General features: G+C 40.3%; 21 protein-coding genes, 1 tRNA gene and 1 rRNA gene. 1 reads left to right on the forward strand and 22 read right to left on the reverse strand.

All coding sequences use genetic code 11. The features are described 5' to 3' along the window. A 16S ribosomal RNA gene (locus C4S54_RS12875) occupies positions 1–121 on the reverse strand; the annotation flags it as partial. 512 nt (positions 122–633) lie between these two features. Between C4S54_RS12875 and C4S54_RS12880 the strand changes: the two genes are divergently transcribed. Next, a complete protein-coding gene (locus C4S54_RS12880) occupies positions 634–1,980 on the forward strand; it encodes an MATE family efflux transporter (protein ID WP_103869889.1) in 1,347 nt (448 codons plus the stop codon). 44 nt (positions 1,981–2,024) lie between these two features. On the opposite strand, the gene C4S54_RS12885 is transcribed toward C4S54_RS12880, so the two are convergent. From C4S54_RS12885 to C4S54_RS12985, 21 genes are all read right to left on the reverse strand, one after another. Beyond that, positions 2,025–2,112, reverse strand: a tRNA-Ser gene (locus C4S54_RS12885). Between the two features lie 120 nt (positions 2,113–2,232). Further along, positions 2,233–2,850: a methylated-DNA--[protein]-cysteine S-methyltransferase gene (locus C4S54_RS12890; protein ID WP_103869890.1), complete on the reverse strand. Its 618-nt coding sequence runs from the start codon at positions 2,848–2,850 to the stop codon at positions 2,233–2,235. A 24-nt stretch (positions 2,851–2,874) separates the two neighbouring features. Then, positions 2,875–3,441, reverse strand: coding sequence for a Fe-S-containing hydro-lyase (locus tag C4S54_RS12895; protein ID WP_103869891.1), 567 nt, complete (start codon positions 3,439–3,441; stop codon positions 2,875–2,877). A 27-nt stretch (positions 3,442–3,468) separates the two neighbouring features. Further along, a complete protein-coding gene (locus C4S54_RS12900; protein WP_103869892.1) occupies positions 3,469–4,311 on the reverse strand; it encodes a fumarate hydratase in 843 nt (280 codons plus the stop codon). Positions 4,312–4,396: 85 nt separating this feature from the next. Continuing rightward, positions 4,397–4,801 carry an HIT family protein gene (locus tag C4S54_RS12905; protein WP_022772093.1) on the reverse strand — a complete coding sequence of 135 codons (405 nt, stop codon included), beginning with the start codon at positions 4,799–4,801 and terminating at the stop codon, positions 4,397–4,399. Then, positions 4,801–5,433 carry a rhomboid family intramembrane serine protease gene (locus C4S54_RS12910; protein WP_103869893.1) on the reverse strand — a complete coding sequence of 211 codons (633 nt, stop codon included), beginning with the start codon at positions 5,431–5,433 and terminating at the stop codon, positions 4,801–4,803. Before C4S54_RS12910 ends, C4S54_RS12905 begins: the two co-directional genes overlap by 1 nt. Positions 5,434–5,451: 18 nt before the next feature. Further along, positions 5,452–6,468, reverse strand: coding sequence for an SCP2 sterol-binding domain-containing protein (locus C4S54_RS12915; RefSeq protein ID WP_103869894.1), 1,017 nt, complete (start codon positions 6,466–6,468; stop codon positions 5,452–5,454). A gap of 38 nt (positions 6,469–6,506) precedes the next feature. Then, positions 6,507–7,850, reverse strand: a complete 1,344-nt coding sequence (locus C4S54_RS12920) for a DUF6382 domain-containing protein (protein ID WP_103869895.1) — start codon at positions 7,848–7,850, stop codon at positions 6,507–6,509. Between the two features lie 8 nt (positions 7,851–7,858). Continuing rightward, positions 7,859–8,287 carry a pilus assembly protein gene (locus C4S54_RS12925; protein ID WP_146059997.1) on the reverse strand — a complete coding sequence of 143 codons (429 nt, stop codon included), beginning with the start codon at positions 8,285–8,287 and terminating at the stop codon, positions 7,859–7,861. After that, positions 8,280–8,711: a prepilin peptidase gene (locus C4S54_RS12930; RefSeq protein ID WP_103869897.1), complete on the reverse strand. Its 432-nt coding sequence runs from the start codon at positions 8,709–8,711 to the stop codon at positions 8,280–8,282. The genes C4S54_RS12925 and C4S54_RS12930 overlap by 8 nt, the downstream gene beginning before the upstream one ends. 1 nt (position 8,712) lies before the next feature. After that, positions 8,713–9,609 (reverse strand): hypothetical protein, encoded by an 897-nt coding sequence (locus C4S54_RS12935; protein WP_103869898.1) that lies wholly within the window; start codon positions 9,607–9,609, stop codon positions 8,713–8,715. Then, on the reverse strand, positions 9,599–10,924 hold the full coding sequence (locus C4S54_RS12940) for a DUF5702 domain-containing protein (protein ID WP_103869899.1): 1,326 nt from the start codon (positions 10,922–10,924) through the stop codon (positions 9,599–9,601). The genes C4S54_RS12935 and C4S54_RS12940 overlap by 11 nt, the downstream gene beginning before the upstream one ends. 94 nt (positions 10,925–11,018) lie before the next feature. Next, positions 11,019–11,237 carry a Flp1 family type IVb pilin gene (locus C4S54_RS12945; protein WP_330405673.1) on the reverse strand — a complete coding sequence of 73 codons (219 nt, stop codon included), beginning with the start codon at positions 11,235–11,237 and terminating at the stop codon, positions 11,019–11,021. 54 nt (positions 11,238–11,291) lie between these two features. Then, a complete protein-coding gene (locus C4S54_RS12950; protein ID WP_103869900.1) occupies positions 11,292–12,749 on the reverse strand; it encodes a type II secretion system F family protein in 1,458 nt (485 codons plus the stop codon). 25 nt (positions 12,750–12,774) lie between these two features. Beyond that, positions 12,775–13,539, reverse strand: coding sequence for a type II secretion system F family protein (locus C4S54_RS12955; RefSeq protein ID WP_146059998.1), 765 nt, complete (start codon positions 13,537–13,539; stop codon positions 12,775–12,777). Further along, on the reverse strand, positions 13,475–14,719 hold the full coding sequence (locus C4S54_RS12960; RefSeq protein ID WP_330405674.1) for a CpaF family protein: 1,245 nt from the start codon (positions 14,717–14,719) through the stop codon (positions 13,475–13,477). Before C4S54_RS12960 ends, C4S54_RS12955 begins: the two co-directional genes overlap by 65 nt. Further along, positions 14,703–15,731, reverse strand: a complete 1,029-nt coding sequence (locus C4S54_RS12965) for a hypothetical protein (RefSeq protein WP_103869902.1) — start codon at positions 15,729–15,731, stop codon at positions 14,703–14,705. Before C4S54_RS12965 ends, C4S54_RS12960 begins: the two co-directional genes overlap by 17 nt. Then, positions 15,728–16,126 carry a prepilin peptidase gene (locus C4S54_RS16465; protein ID WP_442861134.1) on the reverse strand — a complete coding sequence of 133 codons (399 nt, stop codon included), beginning with the start codon at positions 16,124–16,126 and terminating at the stop codon, positions 15,728–15,730. The genes C4S54_RS12965 and C4S54_RS16465 overlap by 4 nt, the downstream gene beginning before the upstream one ends. Before the next feature lie 122 nt (positions 16,127–16,248). After that, on the reverse strand, positions 16,249–16,725 hold the full coding sequence (locus C4S54_RS12975; RefSeq protein ID WP_103869904.1) for a flagellar protein FliS: 477 nt from the start codon (positions 16,723–16,725) through the stop codon (positions 16,249–16,251). Between the two features lie 37 nt (positions 16,726–16,762). Next, the gene (locus C4S54_RS12980) at positions 16,763–17,923 is read right to left on the reverse strand and encodes a flagellin N-terminal helical domain-containing protein (RefSeq protein WP_103869905.1); all 1,161 of its coding nucleotides are present in this window, start codon (positions 17,921–17,923) and stop codon (positions 16,763–16,765) included. 33 nt (positions 17,924–17,956) lie between these two features. Continuing rightward, on the reverse strand, positions 17,957–20,923 hold the full coding sequence (locus C4S54_RS12985) for a DUF6240 domain-containing protein (RefSeq protein WP_103869906.1): 2,967 nt from the start codon (positions 20,921–20,923) through the stop codon (positions 17,957–17,959). Positions 20,924–20,928: the final 5 nt, after the last annotated feature.

Consider the following 20,928-nt stretch of genomic DNA (forward strand, 5'->3'; position numbering starts at 1 on the left):
CCGCCACTAAGAATATACAATCATCTGCCGAAGCTTCTGAAACGTATATTCTCCGTTCGACTTGCATGTGTTAGGCACGCCGCCAGCGTTCATCCTGAGCCAGGATCGAACTCTCACGTTTAAAAGTTTGATCAGGCTAGAACTAAGCTTGGCTTTTGTTCTGTCCGTTATTTACTAAATCTTTGTTCTGAATAAATTCTCTTTTGCATTGGTCTTGCGAATTGCTTCGCAATGCTCATTGCTTTTTGGAATTTTTCAGGGTTGCATTACTGTTTATTTGTCAAGGTGCTTTGTTGTTGTGCTCTTCAGCAGCAACTCATTTAGTATATCGCAGCTTCAGATGTTTGTCAACAACTTTTTTAAATTATTTTTTTGAGTTTTTTCAAACTCATTTTTGAAAACCGCTTAATTCTCGGCTTTCTTGCCCCTCTCTCAAGCGGGCAAAAGTTATTATAGCAAAGGGCCATACCAAATGCAACAACTTTTTTGAGAAATTTTTATAAATGTTTTTTATACATTATCTAGTAGCATTTTCTGGCTAAACTACTATTCTTTGTGGTCGCATAATCCTTGTGCAATACATAGGCATAAATTGTATAATGAAGAAAATCAAAAGAATCAATAGGGTGATCTATGCAAAACACAAGGACAAAAACAAGAAACATGACAGAGGGATCCATTATAAAGCAAATCCTTCTGTTCTCAATACCACTGATGTTTGGAAACATTTTCCAGATGCTGTACAACACCGTTGACTCCATAGTTGTTGGAAATTATGTAGGAAAAGAAGCATTGGCTGCAGTTGGTTCCACATCCATGATCGTCAACATGCTGGTGTTTTTCTTTAATGGCTTTTCAATAGGTGCAGGAGTTGTCATCTCAAGATTCTTTGGAGCAAAGAATTCAGACAGACTACATGCTGCTATTGAGACTACCATTACCACAACTTTCCTATTCTGCATCATTTTTACAGCAATAGGGTACTTTGGAGTTGATCCAATGTTAAGATTTATGAAGACTCCAGAAGATGTCTTTGGGCAGGCTCAGATTTATTTGCAGATCTATTTTCTGGGTTTTTCCGGGCTACTTATATATAATATGGGAAGCGCTATACTCAGGGCTGTCGGAGACACTACCCGCCCTCTGCTGTTTCTAATGTTCACAAGTATAATGAATATTATTTTAGATATCCTGTTTGTTAAGTATTTCAGACTCGGCATCAGCGGAGCAGCTTATGCCACAATTATTTCCCAGTTTTTATCTGCTGTTATGGTCCTGATTCTTCTTACTACTTCAAATGAAATATATAAGTTTATTTGGAGAGATATGAGACTTGATAAGGATATCCTTAAGAGCATTTTCATAGTTGGACTCCCCGCCGGAATACAGTCCGTCATAACGGCATTTTCAAATGTCTTTGTCCAGTCTTATATAAATCACTTCGGTTCCAGTTGTATGGCGGGATGGAGCAGTTACAACAAGCTTGATACTTTTATAATGCTGCCTATGTCGAGTATGGCAATGGCTGCAACCACCTTTGTAAGTCAGAATATAGGCGCCGGTAAAAATGAGAGGGCCTCAAGAGGAACCAGAGTAACTCTCTTATTGGCAGTTGGCGTTACCGTTGTTATTGCTGCCCTTTTATTTGCTTTTGCAGAACCTGCAATCGGCTGGTTTTCTAAAGACCAATCAGTTATAGACTTCGGAGCTCTCTTCATTCACGCAAATGTCTTTTTCCTGATTGCAAACTGCGTGAATCACACACTTGCCGGTGCCCTGAGAGGACGCGGCGATTCCAAAGGGCCAATGTTCATAATGATTGGCTGCTTTGTTGTTATCAGACAAATATACCTCTTTGTAGTAACCAGGTATATAGACAATACACCTCTTCTTGTTGGCCTCGGATATCCTGTAGGCTGGGTTACCTGCTGTATTACAGAGCTTATATACTATCGTATCAAATGGGGAAAAAAAGACTAAAAGAGATAACAAAAAAAGCTCGCAAAACTGCGAGCTATTTTTAACGGAGAAAGCGGGATTTGAACCCGCGCACCGCGCGAACGGTCTACACCCTTAGCAGGGGCGCCTCTTCAGCCACTTGAGTATTTCTCCATGCCTGAATCCCTCTACCAATATGTGGTTTTGAATTCATGCGTCTATGTCTAATAACCAAGACGCAAATGTAATTATACAAAGACCCAAAGGCTTTGTCAATTGTTTTCTCACTATTTATTATATACCATATTTCTTTAAATCAACTTTTCCATTTATAACTTCAACGCCTTCTTTTAAAAGAAGACTCTCCTGCACACCTTCTCCAAAAGCAAAATTGCCGGCAAGCTTTCCCTGTGAATTAACCACTCTAAAGCATGGTATGTTATCAGGGTCTGGGTTGTTATGCAAGGCATTCCCAACAGCCCTGCACATTCTCTTATTTCCCGCCATTTCTGCAACCTGTCCATATGTAGCAACATGACCTTTTGGAATTCTTTTCACAGCTTCATATATCCTTTTTGTAGGCGAGTCTGTAATAAGATCATAGCTGTGCCCTATCATTTTCTTTATTTCTTCATCCGGGATAGTGCCATCAAGTATTACCGTATTCCAGTGCTCTTTATTCTGATGATACGCAGGGATAACAGAATCATACGCCTTACGCCACAAATCCCGCCAGTCAGGGTCAACCTTCACGTTGATATTTATATATCCATCTTTTTCATATGTCCATAAAAAGGCTTTCTTACTACCCTTTACTCTGACAAGCTGCCAATTTTGCTCTCTAAATGGTGCTTCCTTATATGTATCAGGAAAGGACAAACCATACTGTATAACTTCTTCTCTAGTCTTCATTTTCAATTCCCTAATCGCACAGTTTTAATCTAAATTATATTTCTTCCCTGCTGTCTCATAGAGGTTGTTTCCCATGGAGTCAATGACTACTATTGCCGGGAATCTCTCGACTTTGAGCTTTCTGATGGCTTCGGTGCCAAGGTCATCGTAAGCAATTACTTCTGACTCTACGATAGCTTTGGACAAAAGAGCTCCTGCTCCACCTATGGCAGCAAAATAAACTGCGTCGTTTCTGACTATGGCATCTATTACTTCTTTTGACCTTTTTCCTTTGCCTATCATCCCACTAAGGCCAAGATCAAGAAGTGCCGGTGCATACTTGTCCATACGGCTTGCTGTTGTTGGGCCTGCTGAACCTATTGGTCGACCTTCTCTTGCAGGTGATGGCCCCATATAGTATATGAGGTTTCCCTCCATATCAATAGGGAGCTTTTCTCCTTTTGCAAGCGCTTCAGACATTCGCTTATGGGCTGCATCTCTTGCCGTGTATATAGTTCCTGTAATATAAACCATATCACCTGCCTTAAGTTCCTTCATTTTATTCTTATCTACGGGAGCCTGAATTTCTATATCCATATTGTTATCTTCCATATTCTTTAAATTATGTGTTTTTCATTATTACAGTGTCTTCGTCACATGTCTGTTCACATGGCAGCATATATTTACTGCCACAGGAAGTCCTGCAATATGAGTTGCGTAGGTATTGATGTTTACTGCAAGAGCAGTTATCTTGCCGCCAAGACCAGCAGGCCCAATTCCTGTCATGTTGATCAATTCGAGAATCTCTTTTTCCATTTCACAGACGTATTCTATCTCAGAATGCTCTCCGACAGGTCTTGTCAGTGCCTCTTTTGCCATTTCAGCGCACTTCTCAAAGGTTCCACCAATTCCAACTCCCACTACCATAGGTGGACAAGCATTCGGCCCCGCATCTCTTACAGCCCTGACAACTGCTGCTTTGACGCCTTCTTCTCCGTCAGCTGGTTTTAGCATGAATACACGGCTCATATTCTCTGAACCAAAGCCCTTAGGTGCACAGGTGATTGTAACCTTATCACCAGGAACTATGTCATAATGAACGACAGCAGGTGTATTATCCTTTGTGTTCTCTCTTATCAGCGGATCTCCCACAACTGACTTCCTAAGATAACCTTCTGTATATCCCTGGCGAACGCCTTCATTTATTGCGTCATTTAAGTCTCCACCTACAAAGTGTACATCCTGTCCTATCTTAAAAAAGAACACTGCCATTCCGGTGTCCTGGCATATGGGAATCTGATCACTTTCTGCTATCTTCAAATTTTCCTGAAGCTGAGTAAAAATCTTCTTCCCAAGTTCAGAGTCTTCTTCCTTTTCTGCCTTATCAAGAGCTCTCTGCATATCAGGAGAAAGCCTGTAATTGGCGCTGATGCACATATCTTTTACTGTCTGTGTTATTTCTGAAACGTTGATCTCGCGCATATAAAACCCTTCTATGTCGTTTTTTATTCTTTATTTATACAAAAAATAAGTAGACCCACAATGTGTGAATCTACTTAATATAATATCAGCCAATAATTGTATCTTTTATCTGAACAAGTTCTTCTGCCGAAGGACTTGTAGGATTCCAAAGAATCTTTTGTCCGTCATTTTCATATCTTGGAATTACGTGAAGATGAAAATGCATAACAGTCTGACCTGCTACAGGTCCGTTGTTCTGCACAAGATTAAGTCCATCGCATGCAAGCTTCTCTTTCATAAGACCTGCTACTTTTTTAGCAACTTTAATTGCTCCTGCTGCCTTTTCTTCAGGGATTTCAAAAAGATCTGCGTAATGCTCCTTAGGAAGGACCAATGCGTGTCCCTTTGTGGCAGGGCCGTTGTCCAAAATTACTCTGAAATCGTTATCCTCATATATTGTGTTTGATGGAATCTCTCCATTTGCAATTTTACAAAAAATACATCCGTCCATTATGCCAAGCCCTCCATAACTTTATTATTGCTAAATACTACTATATTAATAACTCCCAGCACAAATCCTGTAAGGAATCCTCCCAGATGTGCCGGTGTATTTGCCCCTTTTTGAAAAAAGCATGCTTCAACTACAAACACCAATAAAAACAGCATTCTTACAGCAGTTCCTCTATTCTTTAAAAAGGTCTTTCTGTTGGCTATGATCCAGGCAGATAAAAAACCTACGATTCCCATGATAGCACCGCTTGCTCCAATAGAAAACCATGTAAGATTATTTCTGACCTCATATGCCATGGAGAGGATGTTACCAAAGAATCCCGATAGCATGTAAAGAACTACATAATAAATATGACCTGTGTAATTCTCAACAACCGCTCCAACAAGAATCAAAATAGCCATATTGTTGCAGATATGGTCGATATCTGCATGGAGAAACATGGCCGTGAAAATCCTGTAAAACTCTCCCTCGCCCAATATTCTCTCAGTTACCATGGCACCGTCAGCATACATCCATTTGGCAAAGTGCTGACTCATAATAAATATGATCACATTCAAAAGAAATATGGCAATACTAATGTAAGCATGTTTATAGATTTGTTTCTGTCTTTCCCAAAATTCTTCTTCCTGCATATATGTCACCAAAAATTATCAGCCTTTTGTTTCCATAAGTTCAAAGAGTTGATCCATGCTTCTAAGGAGTTTAAAATCTCCCTTCATCTTTATGCTTCCGGCCATAAAGGCTCTTTGGAATGTCATATGACCATCAAGGATTTCTTCGAAAATTTTCTGGTCTGTGGAAATAACCACGTCGCACCCTTCCTCTTCAGCCACACGACAGCTGCACTTTGAATTGTTTATATCGATAATGATGGGTTTAAGTTTTCCTCCATCAATAAAGTTTATTCTGTACTTGGCATTTATGCCTGCCACAGGAGTAAACTTCTTTAAAAGAACTTTCGCATATTCCTCAGAATTACCTGATGCTGCGCCATCCTGGCCCATCTTATCCCTGAAGATGCTTGCAAGTTCCTGAAGATCTTCTTTTTGTTTTTTTACATATTTATCATCTGATGCATATTCAGAAAGTTGCTCAGACTCCTGAGGTGTCAGATCAATGCTGTTGGCGATTGCAACTTTATTGATAACCGCCTGATTGCTGGCAGGGAAAACAGGCATCTTTTGATTTATGGTCCTGTAAATGTTTTCAGCTTTTTTATCTATTATCTTGGTATACTCAGGGCTGTTCTCCAGCTTTGTTGTATCAGCGATGTATCCGCATATTCCCTCGCAAGGAAGTCCCCCAAGCATCTCCCAGGCAGCTGCAAGGCTCATCATGCCTTCGCGTTCTCCATGAGTTGTAGACATGACAACCGGTGCCATGTATATCTGCTTTATCTTCTCTTTGTCGCCATAGAGCCAGCAGGCATCCAAAAACTGCATCATGTAGCCGCCAACACCGAACCATTCAACTGTAGACGCGAGAATAACTCCATCTGCATCCTTCAAGGTGTTGGGCAAAGCAGTAATGCCGTTTCTCTGCTCATAGAGATTGTACTGCTGTACCTTAACATTTAATTCCTGTAAAACTGCTGTAATCTGCGAGATAACGCATAAGGTGGGATCATCGATGATTCCTCGTCCACCGTAATAGATATTAATCTTCATGAATACCCCTCCAACCAGTTAAGGATAGTATATCACATTTATCGAAGGTCAAAACATATTCTGCCCAATTTAACTTCATCCCCTTCATCAATATAGGTCTTTTTCTGTGCCGCAATTTTAAGGCCGTTAACAAAAGAACCATTGGTAGATCCGAGATCGATAAGAGCAATTCCATTCTGATCCTTTACTATCCTGCAATGAAGTCTTGAAACGCTGCTGTCGGGTATAATTCTGTCAACGCAGCCCTCCATCTTTCCTATTGTTATAGGAAGCTTATCAAGCGCTATGCGTATGGTCTTATCAAGGTTTGTGCTGTATAGAGTCATCTCTTTTTCTTCATTATCTGTAAGAACTACTGTCTCTGCGTCGCAGTAATCGTTATGAGGTTTGGATGTCATCTCCCCGGAAAAAGAAGACGTTACTCTTACCGGCGCTCTGTAGGCTTCATAATCTTCGTCATCATAGTCCTCGTAATCTTCAAAGGAGTCGCTATCATCCATTTCTTCTGTAACCTTGTTTTCTTCTACAGACCTGGAGTCATTCATGGTCTTTATGCCTCCAATAAGCGCCACAGCTCCCGTAATTCCTGATATGAGCATGATGCCTATAGACAAAAGATTCTCTTCCTTAGTTAATATATAGTTCATTCTCACATACATTATTCCTGCAATAACAGCTATGAACATGAAAAAGAAAAGAATCTGAACCTTTCCACTAAGCTTCCTTTTTGAGCGCTCCATTCTGCTTTCTTCCACAGGGTCATCCTCAGGCTCATCAAAGCTATACTCATCCTCTGCGTAGAAATCCTCCTCAACCGGCTTTTGCTCTTTTTCTTCAACATTCTTCCCAAGAACATCTTCAAGAACATCCAAAAAGAGCATCTCTTTTATATGCGCTTTATCGCACAGCTCATAGATCATATCAACAGCGCCCTCGTCGTCATGATCCACAATATCAAGAAGCTGCTCAGCAAATTCCTCAAAGCTCTTTTGTTCCTTAAGATAGGGGTAATACATAAAGCTGTACTCGCCTGATGAGAGATTTACGAAAACATTTTTTGTATCCAGAACTATGCCCTCTTCTCCCATGAGAAATTCTGAGAGATTCTCCATCATTTCTTTCATATCTGAGAGGAGCTTTAAAAGCTGATCTTTACCAAGACCTTTAGCAGAAAACCTGTCAGCAATATTTATCATTGAAGTAATGTCATAATATAAGAAGTTTTCCTGATTGATTGCTCGTATATTGCACTTTAGAAGTCTTTTTACTCTCCCGCTTTCAAGGATTTTCAGCTGATACTTTGCGTCTTTGTTCTCTTCATCGTTATCACAGTTGCATACCATGTAGCTATGCTTTAGATCTCTGTAAAATTTAAATTCCATTTCTTCTCCTATTCCAAAAGTCCTTCCCCAAGATCTTTGTATCTCTTTATCTTTCTGATATGCCTGATGCAGTCCAGGTCTTTGGCTCTGCCTGCTGCCATGTAATCCCAACCGGTTTTTGGTTTCAGGAAAAAGTTGCCCATGGCACGGGTCCGCACATTCGCATATCCTCTGACAATCACTTCATTTCCATTTACCTCTGTCTTTATAACAGGCTTAGTACTCCCAAAATACTTATTTCCCAGCTTCTCATCTACCTTTAAATACTCTTTCGAATCGGCGATGCTTGTCCTGAATGCCAGAATATACGCATCCTGTGACAATATGCATCTTCCATATAAATAGTAGGCAAAAGATATTATGATTACGAAAACACATATGACCATAGGCACAATAAGTGAGGCCTCTAAGGTCATATATCCTTTTAATTTACGCAAGCACACTCACCACCATTCCCGCAAATATAAATGGGACAAATGGGAATGTGTCATTTCTTTTTGCCTTTCTTATTGCTATAAGGAAGATTGACATGATTCCACTTGTAAAAAGAGCTATCGCTATTCCAACAGCAAGTTTACTGATCCCAAAGGTCATACCTATTGCCAGGATTATCAGTCCATCTCCGTAGCCTATGCTCTGACGGCTCAAAAGAGCCAAAAGCATCATTATCACTCCCGGAACAATGCATACTATAAGGTCATCTATAGTTCTTTTCCCGTTAAATAAAGCTATTGCTCCATCAGAAAGCGATAAAAGCGCCATACAAATGACAATCCATATAGATATCTCTTTTTTCCGAATATCAGAAAAAGCGGATAGCAACAGTAAAAATAACTGAGTTATATAAAAAAACATTTCCATATTATCCTCCACATCCACTGCAGGAGTGCCTTCCTCCTACTTCAGAGATTGGTATTGTATATATCCTTCTTTTAAGCCCAGGGCAATCGACCTTGCTGTGATATCTGTTTCCATAGTCAGTTATGAACACGTTTCCACCATGCACCTGCTGCCCGCAGTATTCACAGGGGTAGTATTTTGAGCCATCATTATTTCTTGATTTCCCCAGTTCGTTATATGAAATGCTTCTGGTGCTTGTTTTCAGATATTTACAGTTTATGTCCCTGTGATAAACTTCTCCGTGCTCCGTGACATAGACCATTTCTTCTTCAAAAGAATCTTTATACCCCTCACTTTCAAGGTCATATCCAGTCCAGGCATGGCCAAAAAATCTTCCTTCCACCGGAAACTCTCTAAAGCCCACAATTGGGATCATAGGCTTTACCTTGTAGGCCGCTACAATATCTATGTAGTCATTTCCTATGAGAATCTGAGAGGACAAAAAGCTAAGTTCTCCTCCCGAAACAATTCCCTTTTTGAGTTCTTCTCCAAGGTAGTTTTCCACATTATTTTTGGCATATAGTGTGGATACAGCTCCGACAGCTGTGGAAAGGCCTGTATTTTCTGCTCCTATCACTTCTTCAGCGCTCTTTTCATCAAAAGCAAGAAGCATCATTTCACTCCCAGTCTGGTGCAAAGCTGCTTCTACATCACACTGGATCTTTATGATGTTAAAGAGCATCAGGATATTGGCAAAGAAGAACAAAAATAAGGGAAGCGCTATGGAAGCTTCAAGGGTCATAGAAGCAGTTAGAGACACTTCTTTTCTGATCACCTGGAGAAGCGACTGAATTATCCTTTTTATTTTTTTACAAGAAGTGCCTTTAGCTGCTCCTATTTTTGGTGTCTCACTTCTCATAACCATACACTCTTTCGATTGTTGCTCCATAACCATAACTTGTTCCTATTTCAATTTCTGCCCTAAAGCAGTCAAGGCAATGATCCATTCTAAAATCTGCATTTCCTGCCGTTTTCCTGATGTCCATCTCCATTATGTCCATTAGCCTCTGGGTCTTTTTATCAAAATCAGTCATAAAAACTATCATCCGGAGATAATCCCTGTAATACAGCCCTTCACCGCAGTCGCCTCCATCGCTGTCCCTGAAAGAGAACATGGCTTCCAGCCCAAGTCGCCAGGTGTCATCGCTTTTCATCAAAGGAACCCTTCCTCCACTGAACAGGATTCGGAGGTCCGAAATGCTCTCCGCAAAGGTCCATGCAAAAAGTATTGAATATTTCACCAGTTCTTTTAACTCCGGAACCATCATCACTGCGGTCAAAAGAGATGCCATAAGATCTGCCGCATCGACTTTGGGCCTGCAGTTAAAAAGGTAAAGCATATTTGAGGCCTGCCTCCAGAAAAGAAGCGTCTTTGCTACCTGTTCAAGGTTGGCGTAGTCGCTGCTCTCGCCATAAGCCAGATACTCCATCTGATATTTCAAGAGAGATTTATCCATCTCAGCGCCGAAATAACCGCACTTTTCATAGTAGTACTGCTCGATAAGAGCTCTTTTGGATAGTGACATATCAAGCCCATCATCAAGGCCAGTACCTTTATTCTTTTCTCTGTGGGATGCATACTCAGAAAGATTCACTGACGCATCAGATATGCGGGATTTGTCGGGAATAGCCAGACTTAAAGCGCCAATTCCTCTTTGAGAATTGACTGTATCTGCAGGGTTTCCAAGGCTTATCTGTTCCTCTTCGCCCTCTTCATTAATAATAGTTGGAAGTTCAACCGCATCTATCTGTTCCTGATTTTCTCTTGCCATCTCATCTACATCCGTCGTGTCAAATCCAGATTCCTTAAGGCTCCTGACATTCTCCTCAACATCTGTAACAAGACTCCCGATCACGTCTGCACCCATATAGGCAAGGATCTGCCGGTTCAGCACTGCGCCATCATTATCTGTGGCAAAAGAGCTGCCGGTAATCTTAGCATCCTTGCAGTACATGCCAAGCATGGTGTTTCGGCCAAGCGCCTTGCCCTGAAGCGATAGCTCAAGATTTTTTTGAACATAATTTCTTAGATGTTCCTCTGTATTTACAATCGTGTGCCTTCCCGTTCCATAAGAAGTATCTACCATTAAAAGGCCATACTGCTCATAAAGCTGCCTGCTGTATTCTGCAAGAACAGAATTCATGGAGATGTCTGCCACGCATTCTGTCTTCATTTTTACTGCTCCGATCCTGGCTCCTTCATATAAAGCCAGGACCAGAGAAAGTATTATCGTAATAGAAAGGGATAGATAGACGGTGAGATACCCTTTAGTTTGTAACCGCACGGGTTTCCTGTCTGATAGTTTTAAAGACATCTTCGACAATTCCTGAAATCTGCTCCTTGAACACGATTACCAGGCCGATCAGAACCACGATTATCAGTATAACTTCTACTGTTCCCATTCCGGATTCATCATTCCAGAAATTTTTAATTCCTGTCATGATCCCTTCTCCGATTGCTTTTGTCTTTTTTACTAATTTATTCATTTTTCCTCCTTTTGCGCTCTGCGCTATATTTGTAAAAGCAGTATCTGCTATTACTCAAAATGCCATGTATGCCGGTATCATGATCATCACCATGACCACAAGAAGCATAAGTATCATGGGAAGAAGCAGCTTAGTTCCCGCTTCTTCACCAAGTTTCCTGACTGTATCCATTTTTTCATTGAAAGCGTTCTTTGATTCTTCATTAAGAACTTTTAATAGTTCTCCATTACCCTTTCTTAAGTTCTGTGAAAGAAGTGTGGAGAGTCTTGAGTATTGCTGGCTTGCGCACCTTGCGCCAAACCTTTCATAGGCTTCTGCTTCAGATATTCCACTTGCCAGCTCTCTGCAGGTTCTCACCAGCTCTTCGTAGACGAAGCGCTTTTCTTCACCTTTTTCTCTTTCTTTAATGTAGTTTTTCCCAAGCTTTTCAAAAATATTTCTGACTGTCATCCCTGCTCCAAGGTAAAGAACAAGCTCAGACACAAGCTGTGGATAGTCCGTCAGCATCTGCAGATTTCTTTTTTCCATTTCTGCCTTAAGTTCTTTATCTTTTACCATGTAGCACAGGCAGGCGCCTATAATTGCCAGCGCCAGTATGAGGATACTATTATCCTCAACCTGCTCTGACCAGATGATCTTTTCTCCTTCAAGGTCTGTTGGGAGCTGTATTTTTTCATCATAAGTAGTCTTCCCGTCTGCTTCTTTCAGCAGATCTCCCAGATTTTTGGCTATTCTCTCCTTAGGCGAAAGAGCTTTTGGAAGCAAACGCATTACAAATTCCTGCTGCCATGTCTGTTCGTTATACTTGTAAATCGCCGTTACATTAACCAGTGCACCTTCGGCGGGAATCTTGTCCGTCTCAAGACTTCCGTCAGAATGCATGAGTTCAAAGTTATCAAGTTTCCACGAAATCAAAAATGGATATCCAGGAACGCTATCTATTAAATTTATGTCATCTCTTATCTCATCAAACGTTGGATTATCTTTTAGTATTAGTTGTTCAGCCTCTATACTTGCTCTTTCAAAGAGCGCGTTTGCTTCCTCGGCTGAATAAAGTCTCTCATTTACAAGGAAATCATATTCACCAATTTCCTCCCCGGTTTCATTTTGGGCCAAAAGTCTGGCCTCAAACTCACCTTCCCCATAGTTTTTTCTGTAAATAATGCTTCCATCTTCCAGATACTTACTATTTCTGCTACTTATGAACACTGCCGCCGCCAAAAAGCTTCCGGCAAGCATCATCGCCAAAGCAATAGAGATTTTTCGTATAAAATACTCTGTCTCCATTTGCTCTATGTCTTTTCTGTTGTTTAGGGCCAAGAGATATCCTCTTATCTTTCCTTCCTCAATGGGCCTCTTTTTTCTGCTACTCTTTTCATATATAAAAAGAGCTATCTTAAGAAATTCTCTGCTTATACCTTCTTCATTTATTCCTGAAGGCAGAGTCATATCTTTTGCCTTGATCCATAAGACAAAAAGGACTATCGGCGGTATAAAATATAAAACAATCATCTTTTCTTCCTTGCTTTGGGTATAGTTAAACTACAATATTTATGATCTTTTCAGATAAAAGATATGCCGCAAGATATACGAGCATACAGATAGTCATAAGAACAATTCCAAATGGATTATGATATAAAGGATCAAAGAAGCCTTTGCTGGTCAAACCTATATAAAAGATAATGAAAAAGGGCACGCCATTCATTATTCTTGCTTCCATTCTCTTGGCACTCACCAGGACCTCGATTTCCTTTTCCACTTCTATTTTTCTGGATATTACCGAAATGGTCCTGCTTATTATTTCTGTCAGGTTTCCACCGGTTCTTTTGGCAACAGAAAAGACGATCGCAAACTCCAAAATATCTTTGTTTTCGCTTTCAACGCCAAAGTTATACAGAAGTTTTTCAAGTGGAATATTGTTTTTTAGTCCTTTGAGAATTCTGTGAAGATGATCACATATAAGACTCTTTTTCCCATATAGAAGTTCTATGTCTCTTGTGGCCTCTTTAAAGGCATTTTCAACGGAATATCCCGCCTTAAGATTTGTTAGTACTGAGGCTATCGCGTCTTTAAACTGGATTCCTAAAAGTCTGCAGGCTCGCCTCTCTAAGATTTTTTTCTGATAAAAGAACCAGAAAAGAGAAAGGGGCGACAATATGGCCATAGCCACGTACGAGTCATAAAAAACTTTTCCAAAAAGCACAACCACTCCTATGCCCTGAAGCGCAATAGGGATATCACTGACCTTGGGACGGTAGTTTAAAACCTGCTGCCACGAGCTTTTCAGTATTCTTAAGTTCACCGGTTTTCCTCCATGATCCTACTATTCTCCCCTCTTTATCCACATCGTTTTCCTCAAACCTGAATAATTGGTTTACACATATTTTCCCGGTTAAAGGATCCAGTTCTTTTTCAAGCTCACATATTTCCAGCAGTTTCCTTGACCTGTCCCTGAGCCTTCCAAGATGTACAATAATGTCTATTCCAGAAGCTATCTGGCCTCTGACTGCGGACAAGGGGATTTCCATTCCCATAAGTACCATAGTCTCCAGCCTTGAGAGCATGTCCCCCGCGCTGTTGGCATGGCCTGTCGACATTGACATGTGCCCGGTATTCATAGCCTGCAGCATATCAACCGTCTCCTCACCTCTGACTTCGCCCACTACTATCCAATCCGGGCGCATTCGGAGGGAGGATTTAATAAGGTCTCTGATAGTTATCTCTTTGCAGCCCTCAACATTGGCATTTCTGGCTTCAAGCTGAACCAGATTGGGAACCTTCCTTATCTGCAGCTCTGCATTATCCTCAATCGTTATAAGTCTTAGGTCCTTAGGGATAAAATTGGAAAGTGCATTCAAAAAAGTTGTTTTACCTGATCCGGTTCCACCTGAGATGAAGATGTTATACCCCGCCTTTACCAGGACTTTGAGGTATTCCTTAAGATATTCAGACAAAGCTCCAAGATTTATCAGATCATCCATTGAAAAGGGATTCTCCGGAAATCGCCTTATAGTTATGATTGGGCCGTTTAAGGCTATGGGATTGAGAACCACATTGATACGTGATCCGGATATCCTTGCATCTACTATAGGCGATGCTTCATTTACTACTCTGTTACAGGAGGCAACTATCTGCTGTACAACATCCTGCAGTTTTTCTTCTGACTCAAAGCGGCTTTCACTCTTAAATATTGAGCCATTTTTTTCAACAAAAATATTGTCTGTGCCATTTACCATGATTTCCGTGATATCTGGGTCATCAAGCAGCTCCTGAAGAGCGTCCAACTTTCTTATAGAGTAAAAGACCTGCATTCTTACTTGTTTTCTTTGATTGGTGGAAATTGATAAGTGCCTTATTTCATCAAAGAGGGCCTTATCAATAAGCTCCAGCATCTCATCATCGGTAATGTCTTTGGAAAAATCCATGTCTTCGATTACTCTTTGTCTGACCCGAAGTTTCAGCTCATCAGCCTGCTTTACCACTGATTATTTCCTCCTTCTTTAGAAGGTCACAGGTAAATCTGGAAAAAGCCGCAGTGTCCTTTAAATCAGGGAGGCTGATCTTTATGGTTGAAGCAAAGATATCTTCATATCCATTTTGCCTGAGTAAATCTTCATACATCTCAATTCTGTAGGAGTCTGCGCCTGTCTGCCTCGTAATGGTAAGCAGCTTGTCGCAGAGCTTTAAGATATCAAAAAACCCTTCAGGATATTCAGACAGATCAAGTAGTACATATTCATATCCTGCCTCTTGCACCAAAAGATCAATGAGCATCTTTAATGATTCAGCAGTAATATCTCTGATCTGCAATGCTGTCCTTGCCGGCATGATAACATCAAGATTTCCGACTGTCTTTTTAATTTTTTCCAGATAAATGCAAAACTTGTTCTTATCACCTTCAGAATAATACATCAGATCGGTGATACATCCATCAGATTCAACATTCAGGATTTTGGGAAGAGATGAGAAGCTGTCAAAGCTAAGCATGATGGTTCTTCCGTAAGACGAGAGAATTTCTCCCATTTTCAGAGTTAAAGATGTCTGTCCACATTTAGATATTGGTGAAAAAAGCCCGATTACTTTTCCTTTATCGCTGTTAAATCCAGCTGTCAGGCCATCAAAGGATTCAGCCTTTTCCGCACAGAAGTCAACTATCGTATCAACTATCTTTCCAGCCTTTTGGTATTTTGTCGTATGGGCTATGTTCTGTTCGCCAAAAGAGCTTTCTTCCTCCTTTACGCCAACAAAGTCTTCATCAAGGATCAGTATATTTTTAAAGTGCTCTGTTCCCGCTATTTTCTTAAGTTCCAACAGTGCTGACTCAGACACAACAAGAAGCGACGCCGTATTTTTTCTGGCGAAGTCCAGCAAAATATCCACAGACGTAAATGCTTCAATTTTAAATTTTAGTTTTAAGTTTTCTTTTAAATACTCGTAAAGCCTTCCGCAATAGGTCTCGTCAAGATCACAGAGCGTTAGCAGTGGCCTTGTCATAATGTACCTCCAATAATAAACAACGCACTAATAAGCACCGGTACCGCAAAGTGTATCGTTCTTTTTTTGTTTCTTTTAAAGATCAAAATAAAAAGTGAAATAATACCAGCTATCAGGAATGATAGAATGATGCAGGAAAATGTGTCCTGCACTGACATAAAGGATGCTGCCGTCATGAATAACTTAACGTCTCCTGCGGCAATGCCTTTAAAAAGATATACAGGAAGCAAGATAACAAACGAAAAAGCGATTGCTGTCATTGCAGCCAGTAGAGATTCCAGCCCGCCCAAGGCTGCTGTGATGATTCCAACAACTAATCCGGGAATCAACCAGAGATTATAAATCCTGTCTTTGTAAAGATCGGTAAATACCGCTCCAGACAAGAGGGTCAACAAAACCGTATCTATATAAGCTCACTCCTTTCTGTTTTTCTTCGAGCTCGCGAGTATAGAATTTATCAAATTTGAGTTTTGTTGTAAACCCCCTTTTTCTGAATCGTCACTTTGCATAAATTAATTCATACTACATAGCCTCTGTTCATGGAAAGTGCTGTAACATCTTCGTTTAAGCTGTGTTTTCCGTATGTGAGGCCTGCATAGACTTTCTGAGTGTTGTTCATCATAGGTTCACTGTTATCATTTTTTTCCAGCTCCCTGTAGGCTTCGTGAAGAGCTTTGATATTTTTCTTCACTCTCCAAATTCTATGAAGACTATGATTTGCTCCGGAAACAATTAATTCTTTTTTCGAAAAAATGTAAATTTTATGGAGCATTTTTCCCAAATCTGTGTACAGATTTACTGAACGTATTAATTCATCCAAACAGTTCTGAGCTTTTAATAAGCTCTTTTCACCATCAGATTTCTGTCCGACGCTTATCTCATCCAGCGCATCGTTGAGATAGTCAATGATCATCTCGTAAAGAATAGTTATCATCTGTGTTTTGTTGGCCTGAGTTATTTTTAATGTGAATTCCTGTTTTTTCTCCTGAGTCATGTGGCACCTCGATTCGTTACAAGTCAGCGTTTACGGGTTACTGCAGAAGCTGTAACACCTGTGATGGTCTCTCATTGGCCTGTGCCATCATAGATGTTCCTGCCTGTGAAAGAACCTGCTGAGTTGAATAAACAGTCATTTCCTCTGCCATGTCTACATCCATGATTCTTGAATAAGCTGCAGTCATATTCTCAACTGTTATATCAAGTCCGCTTACTGTGTGTTCAAGTCTGTTCTGATAAGCACCAAGTCTGCTTCGAATTGCGCTGATCTCTGAAATGGCATTCTTAATGCTGTCGATTCCCTCTCTTGCACCAGCTTCATTGGCAAGATCAAGGTTATAAAGTCCAAGGGTCGTAAGGGAAATCTTATTTATTCTTATGTCAAGAGTCTGACCCTCGTTTGCGCCAACCTGCATTGTCATTGCTCCCGTTGTTGTAAGTTCCACATTGAGGTCACCGGCATATGGCTCATCAATCTGAATTGAGAGCTTTTTTCCTGTGCTGTCCGACAATGTAAGAACGTCCTCCTGGATTGAAACAAGCATATTGTTTGTCATATACTCTTCGCCGTCTTTATAGATCTTAATCTCTTTTAAAACTTCTTCTTCGCAGAAGATTCCTTTTTTATCAACTCCTGTTGTACCAACAAGATTGATATAGCTGACATTTAGACCGGTTATCAGATAAGAGCCCTGATCCATGTTGTCAGAGTATGTGCTTACTTTAATGTTTGGATTGGTCTTTCCATCCTGATCTGTTACATATCCTTTCAGGTCAAAAGAGCCATCAAGAATGCTTTGACCATTGAACTGAGTTGTGTTTGCCATTCTTTCAATCTCTTCTTTCAAAAGAGTTACTTCAGCCTGAATAGTCTGACGATCAGAATCCGTAAGGGTTCCATTACTTGCCTGAACAGCAAGCTGGTTCATTCTCTGAAGAACTTCATGAATCTCAGATAGCGTTCCATCTGCAACCTGAACAATTGAGATCGCATCATTTGAAGAAGCATTTGCTACTCCAAGTCCTTCTATCTGGGAATTCATTCTTCTGGACATTGCAAGGCCTGATGGATTATCTTTTGCATTTGCAATCTTAAGACCACTTGATAATCTCTCTAGAGATTCAGAGAGGAGTTTGTCATTTTTCTGAAGTGAATTATTCGCAATCATAGCGGATACATTGTAGTTAACTTTCATTTTTACCTCATTTCTGCACGTATCTGGCTCCTATCAAAGAGCTTCAATAAATGCTTTTGCCATTTTAAGTAATGTACCTGTATTTGTTATTTTTCTTTCGCCGTCCATGGCCTTTGCATCAACCGTGCTGCTAATTTGAGGTACCTTCACTCCATAAAGGATTCCTATCTGATTTTGGTCTACACCCAGATCCTTTATTTTTTCTGAAAGTTTCCTGCACAGCTTCTCTTTTACATTTCCAAGATATTCAGACTCTTCAGGGCTTTCCGACATGGAAGTGGTGATCATGCCTTTTATAGAACCACCATCCTCGTAGAGACTTGCTGTTAAAAGACCATACTCATAGGTCTGAATACTTGCGTCCATCCTTGTTTTTAAAGTGTCATCGCTTTTTAAGGTGACATGCATCGAAACGCTGGTTCCTTCTATTTCCACAGGAACATCGAAATCAGCATTACCCGATGCTTTTTTCATAACTGAAATCTGTTTCTGCATGAGCGTGATAGCTTTCACATCGATGTAGCTATCTTCTGTGCTCATCAAAGCCTCTGTCAGTTTTTCTGAAATCTGATCCAGCTTTTGTCTGTAAGAATCTTCGTAATTATCTTCATCAAGAAGTGTCAAAAGATCTTCTTCGTCCTTCTTGATAGAGCCATCAATTTCCGAGGCTTTATCCCAAAGCTTTCCTCTTTTTCGCTCTCTCTTGTTTTCGATCATGGCTTCCAGGTTGTTGAAGTTTAACTCAACCTGCTCAGTTTCCATTTCATCTATAGCTGCCCCGGTTTCTTTGGAGGCGCCAACTTCTCTGATATTCCTCAGATTTTCTTTTGTATACGCCTTCTCAAGTTCCTCATCGATGTCGCTTTCACTTAGCTTTTGGGAGAGCTGTGTTAAAAGAGTATTCTTTTTAGGATTTGCTGCCTTAAGTTTTTCAGGTTCAAGATTCTCGTATACTATATCGGCATGAGCCTTATAAAATATGAATGCCGAATTGATCTGTTCATCAATTTTTTCTCCTTGAGCGCTATTTATGCTATCAAGGCCACCAAACGCATCGTCTACTGTATAATCAATTCCGCGATCTGCCTTCTTCTGAGTTCTTGTGGCATCAAGAAGATTTCCTAAAGTCATCTCCTTTCCAGTCTTTAAAAGATCCCCTATTGCCTTGTGATCATTTACCTTCAGGGTGTGAAAGAGTCTGTAGATTCCTATAAAAGTTTTTCTTTCTTCTTTAGTTATTCCATTGTTCTTTTCGAGCTTATATAAAAACTTTGAATATTTCTCATCGGATTTTTTTCCTGAGTCATTCTTATTATTTCCAAACTCATTTTGATCAAGACCTTTTGACAGTTCTTCTATGGTCATTCCGAGCGGATTTTTCCCGTTACGGATAAGATCCAGCACAGCTCCGGGTTTAAGTCTGTCCATAGTCTCTTTTAGTCTGAGATCATATGCTCTTACTTTTTCAAAATTCTCTTCATTTATTTCAAGAGAATTATAGCCAAGTATCCTTATTGCCCTTCTATTTTCATCAGAGATCTCTTTTCCAAGATCCGTAAGTATTTCATCAACATTTCTAAAGGCTTTTTTGATGCCGTCTCCAAGATCAGCCCTCGGAGCAGTCTCCATCTTTTCATAGCCCTCTTTTGCTGCCCTGAATTTCTGAGTAAGGTCAAAAGAAACACTGCTGATCTCTAAGAGACTTGCTGTCTCAATATGATCAAGCATAGCTCCGGTCACGTCTGCCGGTCCCTGCTTTATAATATCTACCCTGGTCATGGTCATACTGAAAATGTATGCTTTGTTTTCAGAATTGACCTGAGTTTTTTCATCTATTACTTCTCCTGCCAACTCACCTGACAGGCCCTTTAGCTCTTCCTTTATGAGCTCTGCAAATTTCTCCATAGGCTTTAAGTCGATTTTGAAATCCTTATCAGCCATTTTAGAGTTTGCCTCAGCACTCATCTTTATCCTGCTTTCTTCAAGCTGTAATCTCTGGGTCAGAAGCTTTTTTGTTGAGCTTTCAGGATCATGAAGATTTGCTTCTTTGGCAGCTTTCCCATCAGCAAGAGCTGCTGCTATAGCCTTTGCTCCAAGCTCTGTTGTCACAGGAAATTCTATTTCGTTTATATCAATTACTGCTTCAAGATTCTCTTTTGTAAGAGGTATCCCCTGCTCAATAGTCCACTTTGCCTGCTCGATGTTAGTTTCATCACTCTCATCAAGGCCGCTTTCCTTAACTATCTTCTCTATCTGGGGGCGAACCTGCTCAAGATCAAGGTTATCAGCTTTTTTTGCGTAATACCCGTAGGAATCCTGGGCATAAAAGCCTCGACCATTTGCATTTTGTCCATTGGTACTATGCTGGGCCAAATAGATATTGTTGATGGTAGGCTCTTTCCCATTAAGAACAAGGTATTTGACCGCAGAGTCATCTATTTTTTCAATATCAGATATCTGCTCAAATGCCTGCTTTGCTTCACTAACATTTTTAGTTGTGATTGGAATATCGTTTTCTGAAAAGCTCTTTAAAAGAGCTGATGCAAAAGACCTGTTTCCGGTGATCTTTTCAAGCTTATCAAGGCTAAGATCATCGTTGTAACCTTCGATAACTGTCCCTGCTTCTAAGAGGACACTTTTTATCTTATCCATTATGGTTACAGTCTCTGCGCTATTTAGATTTCCAAAATCAAATCCACCTTCAAGGACAGCTGCGTAGTCCTCATCAGACATGGTATTTGATAAAAGAGCCATGTAATTATGCTTATTTTGAACATCCGTGTTCTGTGCCAGATTCTTTACATCATCAAGGCTTTTTGTGCTCTGCGCATATGCATCGCTGCTAAAAAAGCTTGAATCCAGATCAACCATAAAAGAGTTTGCCTTTGTCTGCTCTGTTCTGTTTGATCCTGTATAAATCCTATTATCTGCTTCCGTGCTTTTGATAATCTGTTCATTAGCTGACCTCTTGTCGCTAATAGTCTGAAAAGTTAAACTCATATATG

Origin of the sequence: Butyrivibrio sp. Su6, assembly GCF_900108105.1 — a bacterium.
Classification (GTDB): domain Bacteria; phylum Bacillota; class Clostridia; order Lachnospirales; family Lachnospiraceae; genus Butyrivibrio.

Excerpts from the sequence above, each read along its gene's own strand:
- C4S54_RS12880 (WP_103869889.1), top strand. The coding sequence starts at position 634 with ATGCAAAACACAAGGACAAAAACAAGAAACATGACAGAGGGATCCATT.
- C4S54_RS12890 (WP_103869890.1), bottom strand. The coding sequence starts at position 2,850 with ATGAAGACTAGAGAAGAAGTTATACAGTATGGTTTGTCCTTTCCTGAT.
- C4S54_RS12895 (WP_103869891.1), bottom strand. The coding sequence starts at position 3,441 with ATGGAAGATAACAATATGGATATAGAAATTCAGGCTCCCGTAGATAAG.
- C4S54_RS12900 (WP_103869892.1), bottom strand. The coding sequence starts at position 4,311 with ATGCGCGAGATCAACGTTTCAGAAATAACACAGACAGTAAAAGATATG.
- C4S54_RS12905 (WP_022772093.1), bottom strand. The coding sequence starts at position 4,801 with ATGGACGGATGTATTTTTTGTAAAATTGCAAATGGAGAGATTCCATCA.
- C4S54_RS12910 (WP_103869893.1), bottom strand. The coding sequence starts at position 5,433 with ATGCAGGAAGAAGAATTTTGGGAAAGACAGAAACAAATCTATAAACAT.
- C4S54_RS12915 (WP_103869894.1), bottom strand. The coding sequence starts at position 6,468 with ATGAAGATTAATATCTATTACGGTGGACGAGGAATCATCGATGATCCC.
- C4S54_RS12920 (WP_103869895.1), bottom strand. The coding sequence starts at position 7,850 with ATGGAATTTAAATTTTACAGAGATCTAAAGCATAGCTACATGGTATGC.
- C4S54_RS12930 (WP_103869897.1), bottom strand. The coding sequence starts at position 8,711 with ATGGAAATGTTTTTTTATATAACTCAGTTATTTTTACTGTTGCTATCC.
- C4S54_RS12935 (WP_103869898.1), bottom strand. The coding sequence starts at position 9,609 with ATGAGAAGTGAGACACCAAAAATAGGAGCAGCTAAAGGCACTTCTTGT.
- C4S54_RS12940 (WP_103869899.1), bottom strand. The coding sequence starts at position 10,924 with ATGAAGACAGAATGCGTGGCAGACATCTCCATGAATTCTGTTCTTGCA.
- C4S54_RS12945 (WP_330405673.1), bottom strand. The coding sequence starts at position 11,237 with ATGAATAAATTAGTAAAAAAGACAAAAGCAATCGGAGAAGGGATCATG.
- C4S54_RS12950 (WP_103869900.1), bottom strand. The coding sequence starts at position 12,749 with ATGATTGTTTTATATTTTATACCGCCGATAGTCCTTTTTGTCTTATGG.
- C4S54_RS12965 (WP_103869902.1), bottom strand. The coding sequence starts at position 15,731 with ATGACAAGGCCACTGCTAACGCTCTGTGATCTTGACGAGACCTATTGC.
- C4S54_RS12975 (WP_103869904.1), bottom strand. The coding sequence starts at position 16,725 with ATGACTCAGGAGAAAAAACAGGAATTCACATTAAAAATAACTCAGGCC.
- C4S54_RS12980 (WP_103869905.1), bottom strand. The coding sequence starts at position 17,923 with ATGAAAGTTAACTACAATGTATCCGCTATGATTGCGAATAATTCACTT.
- C4S54_RS12985 (WP_103869906.1), bottom strand. The coding sequence starts at position 20,923 with ATGAGTTTAACTTTTCAGACTATTAGCGACAAGAGGTCAGCTAATGAA.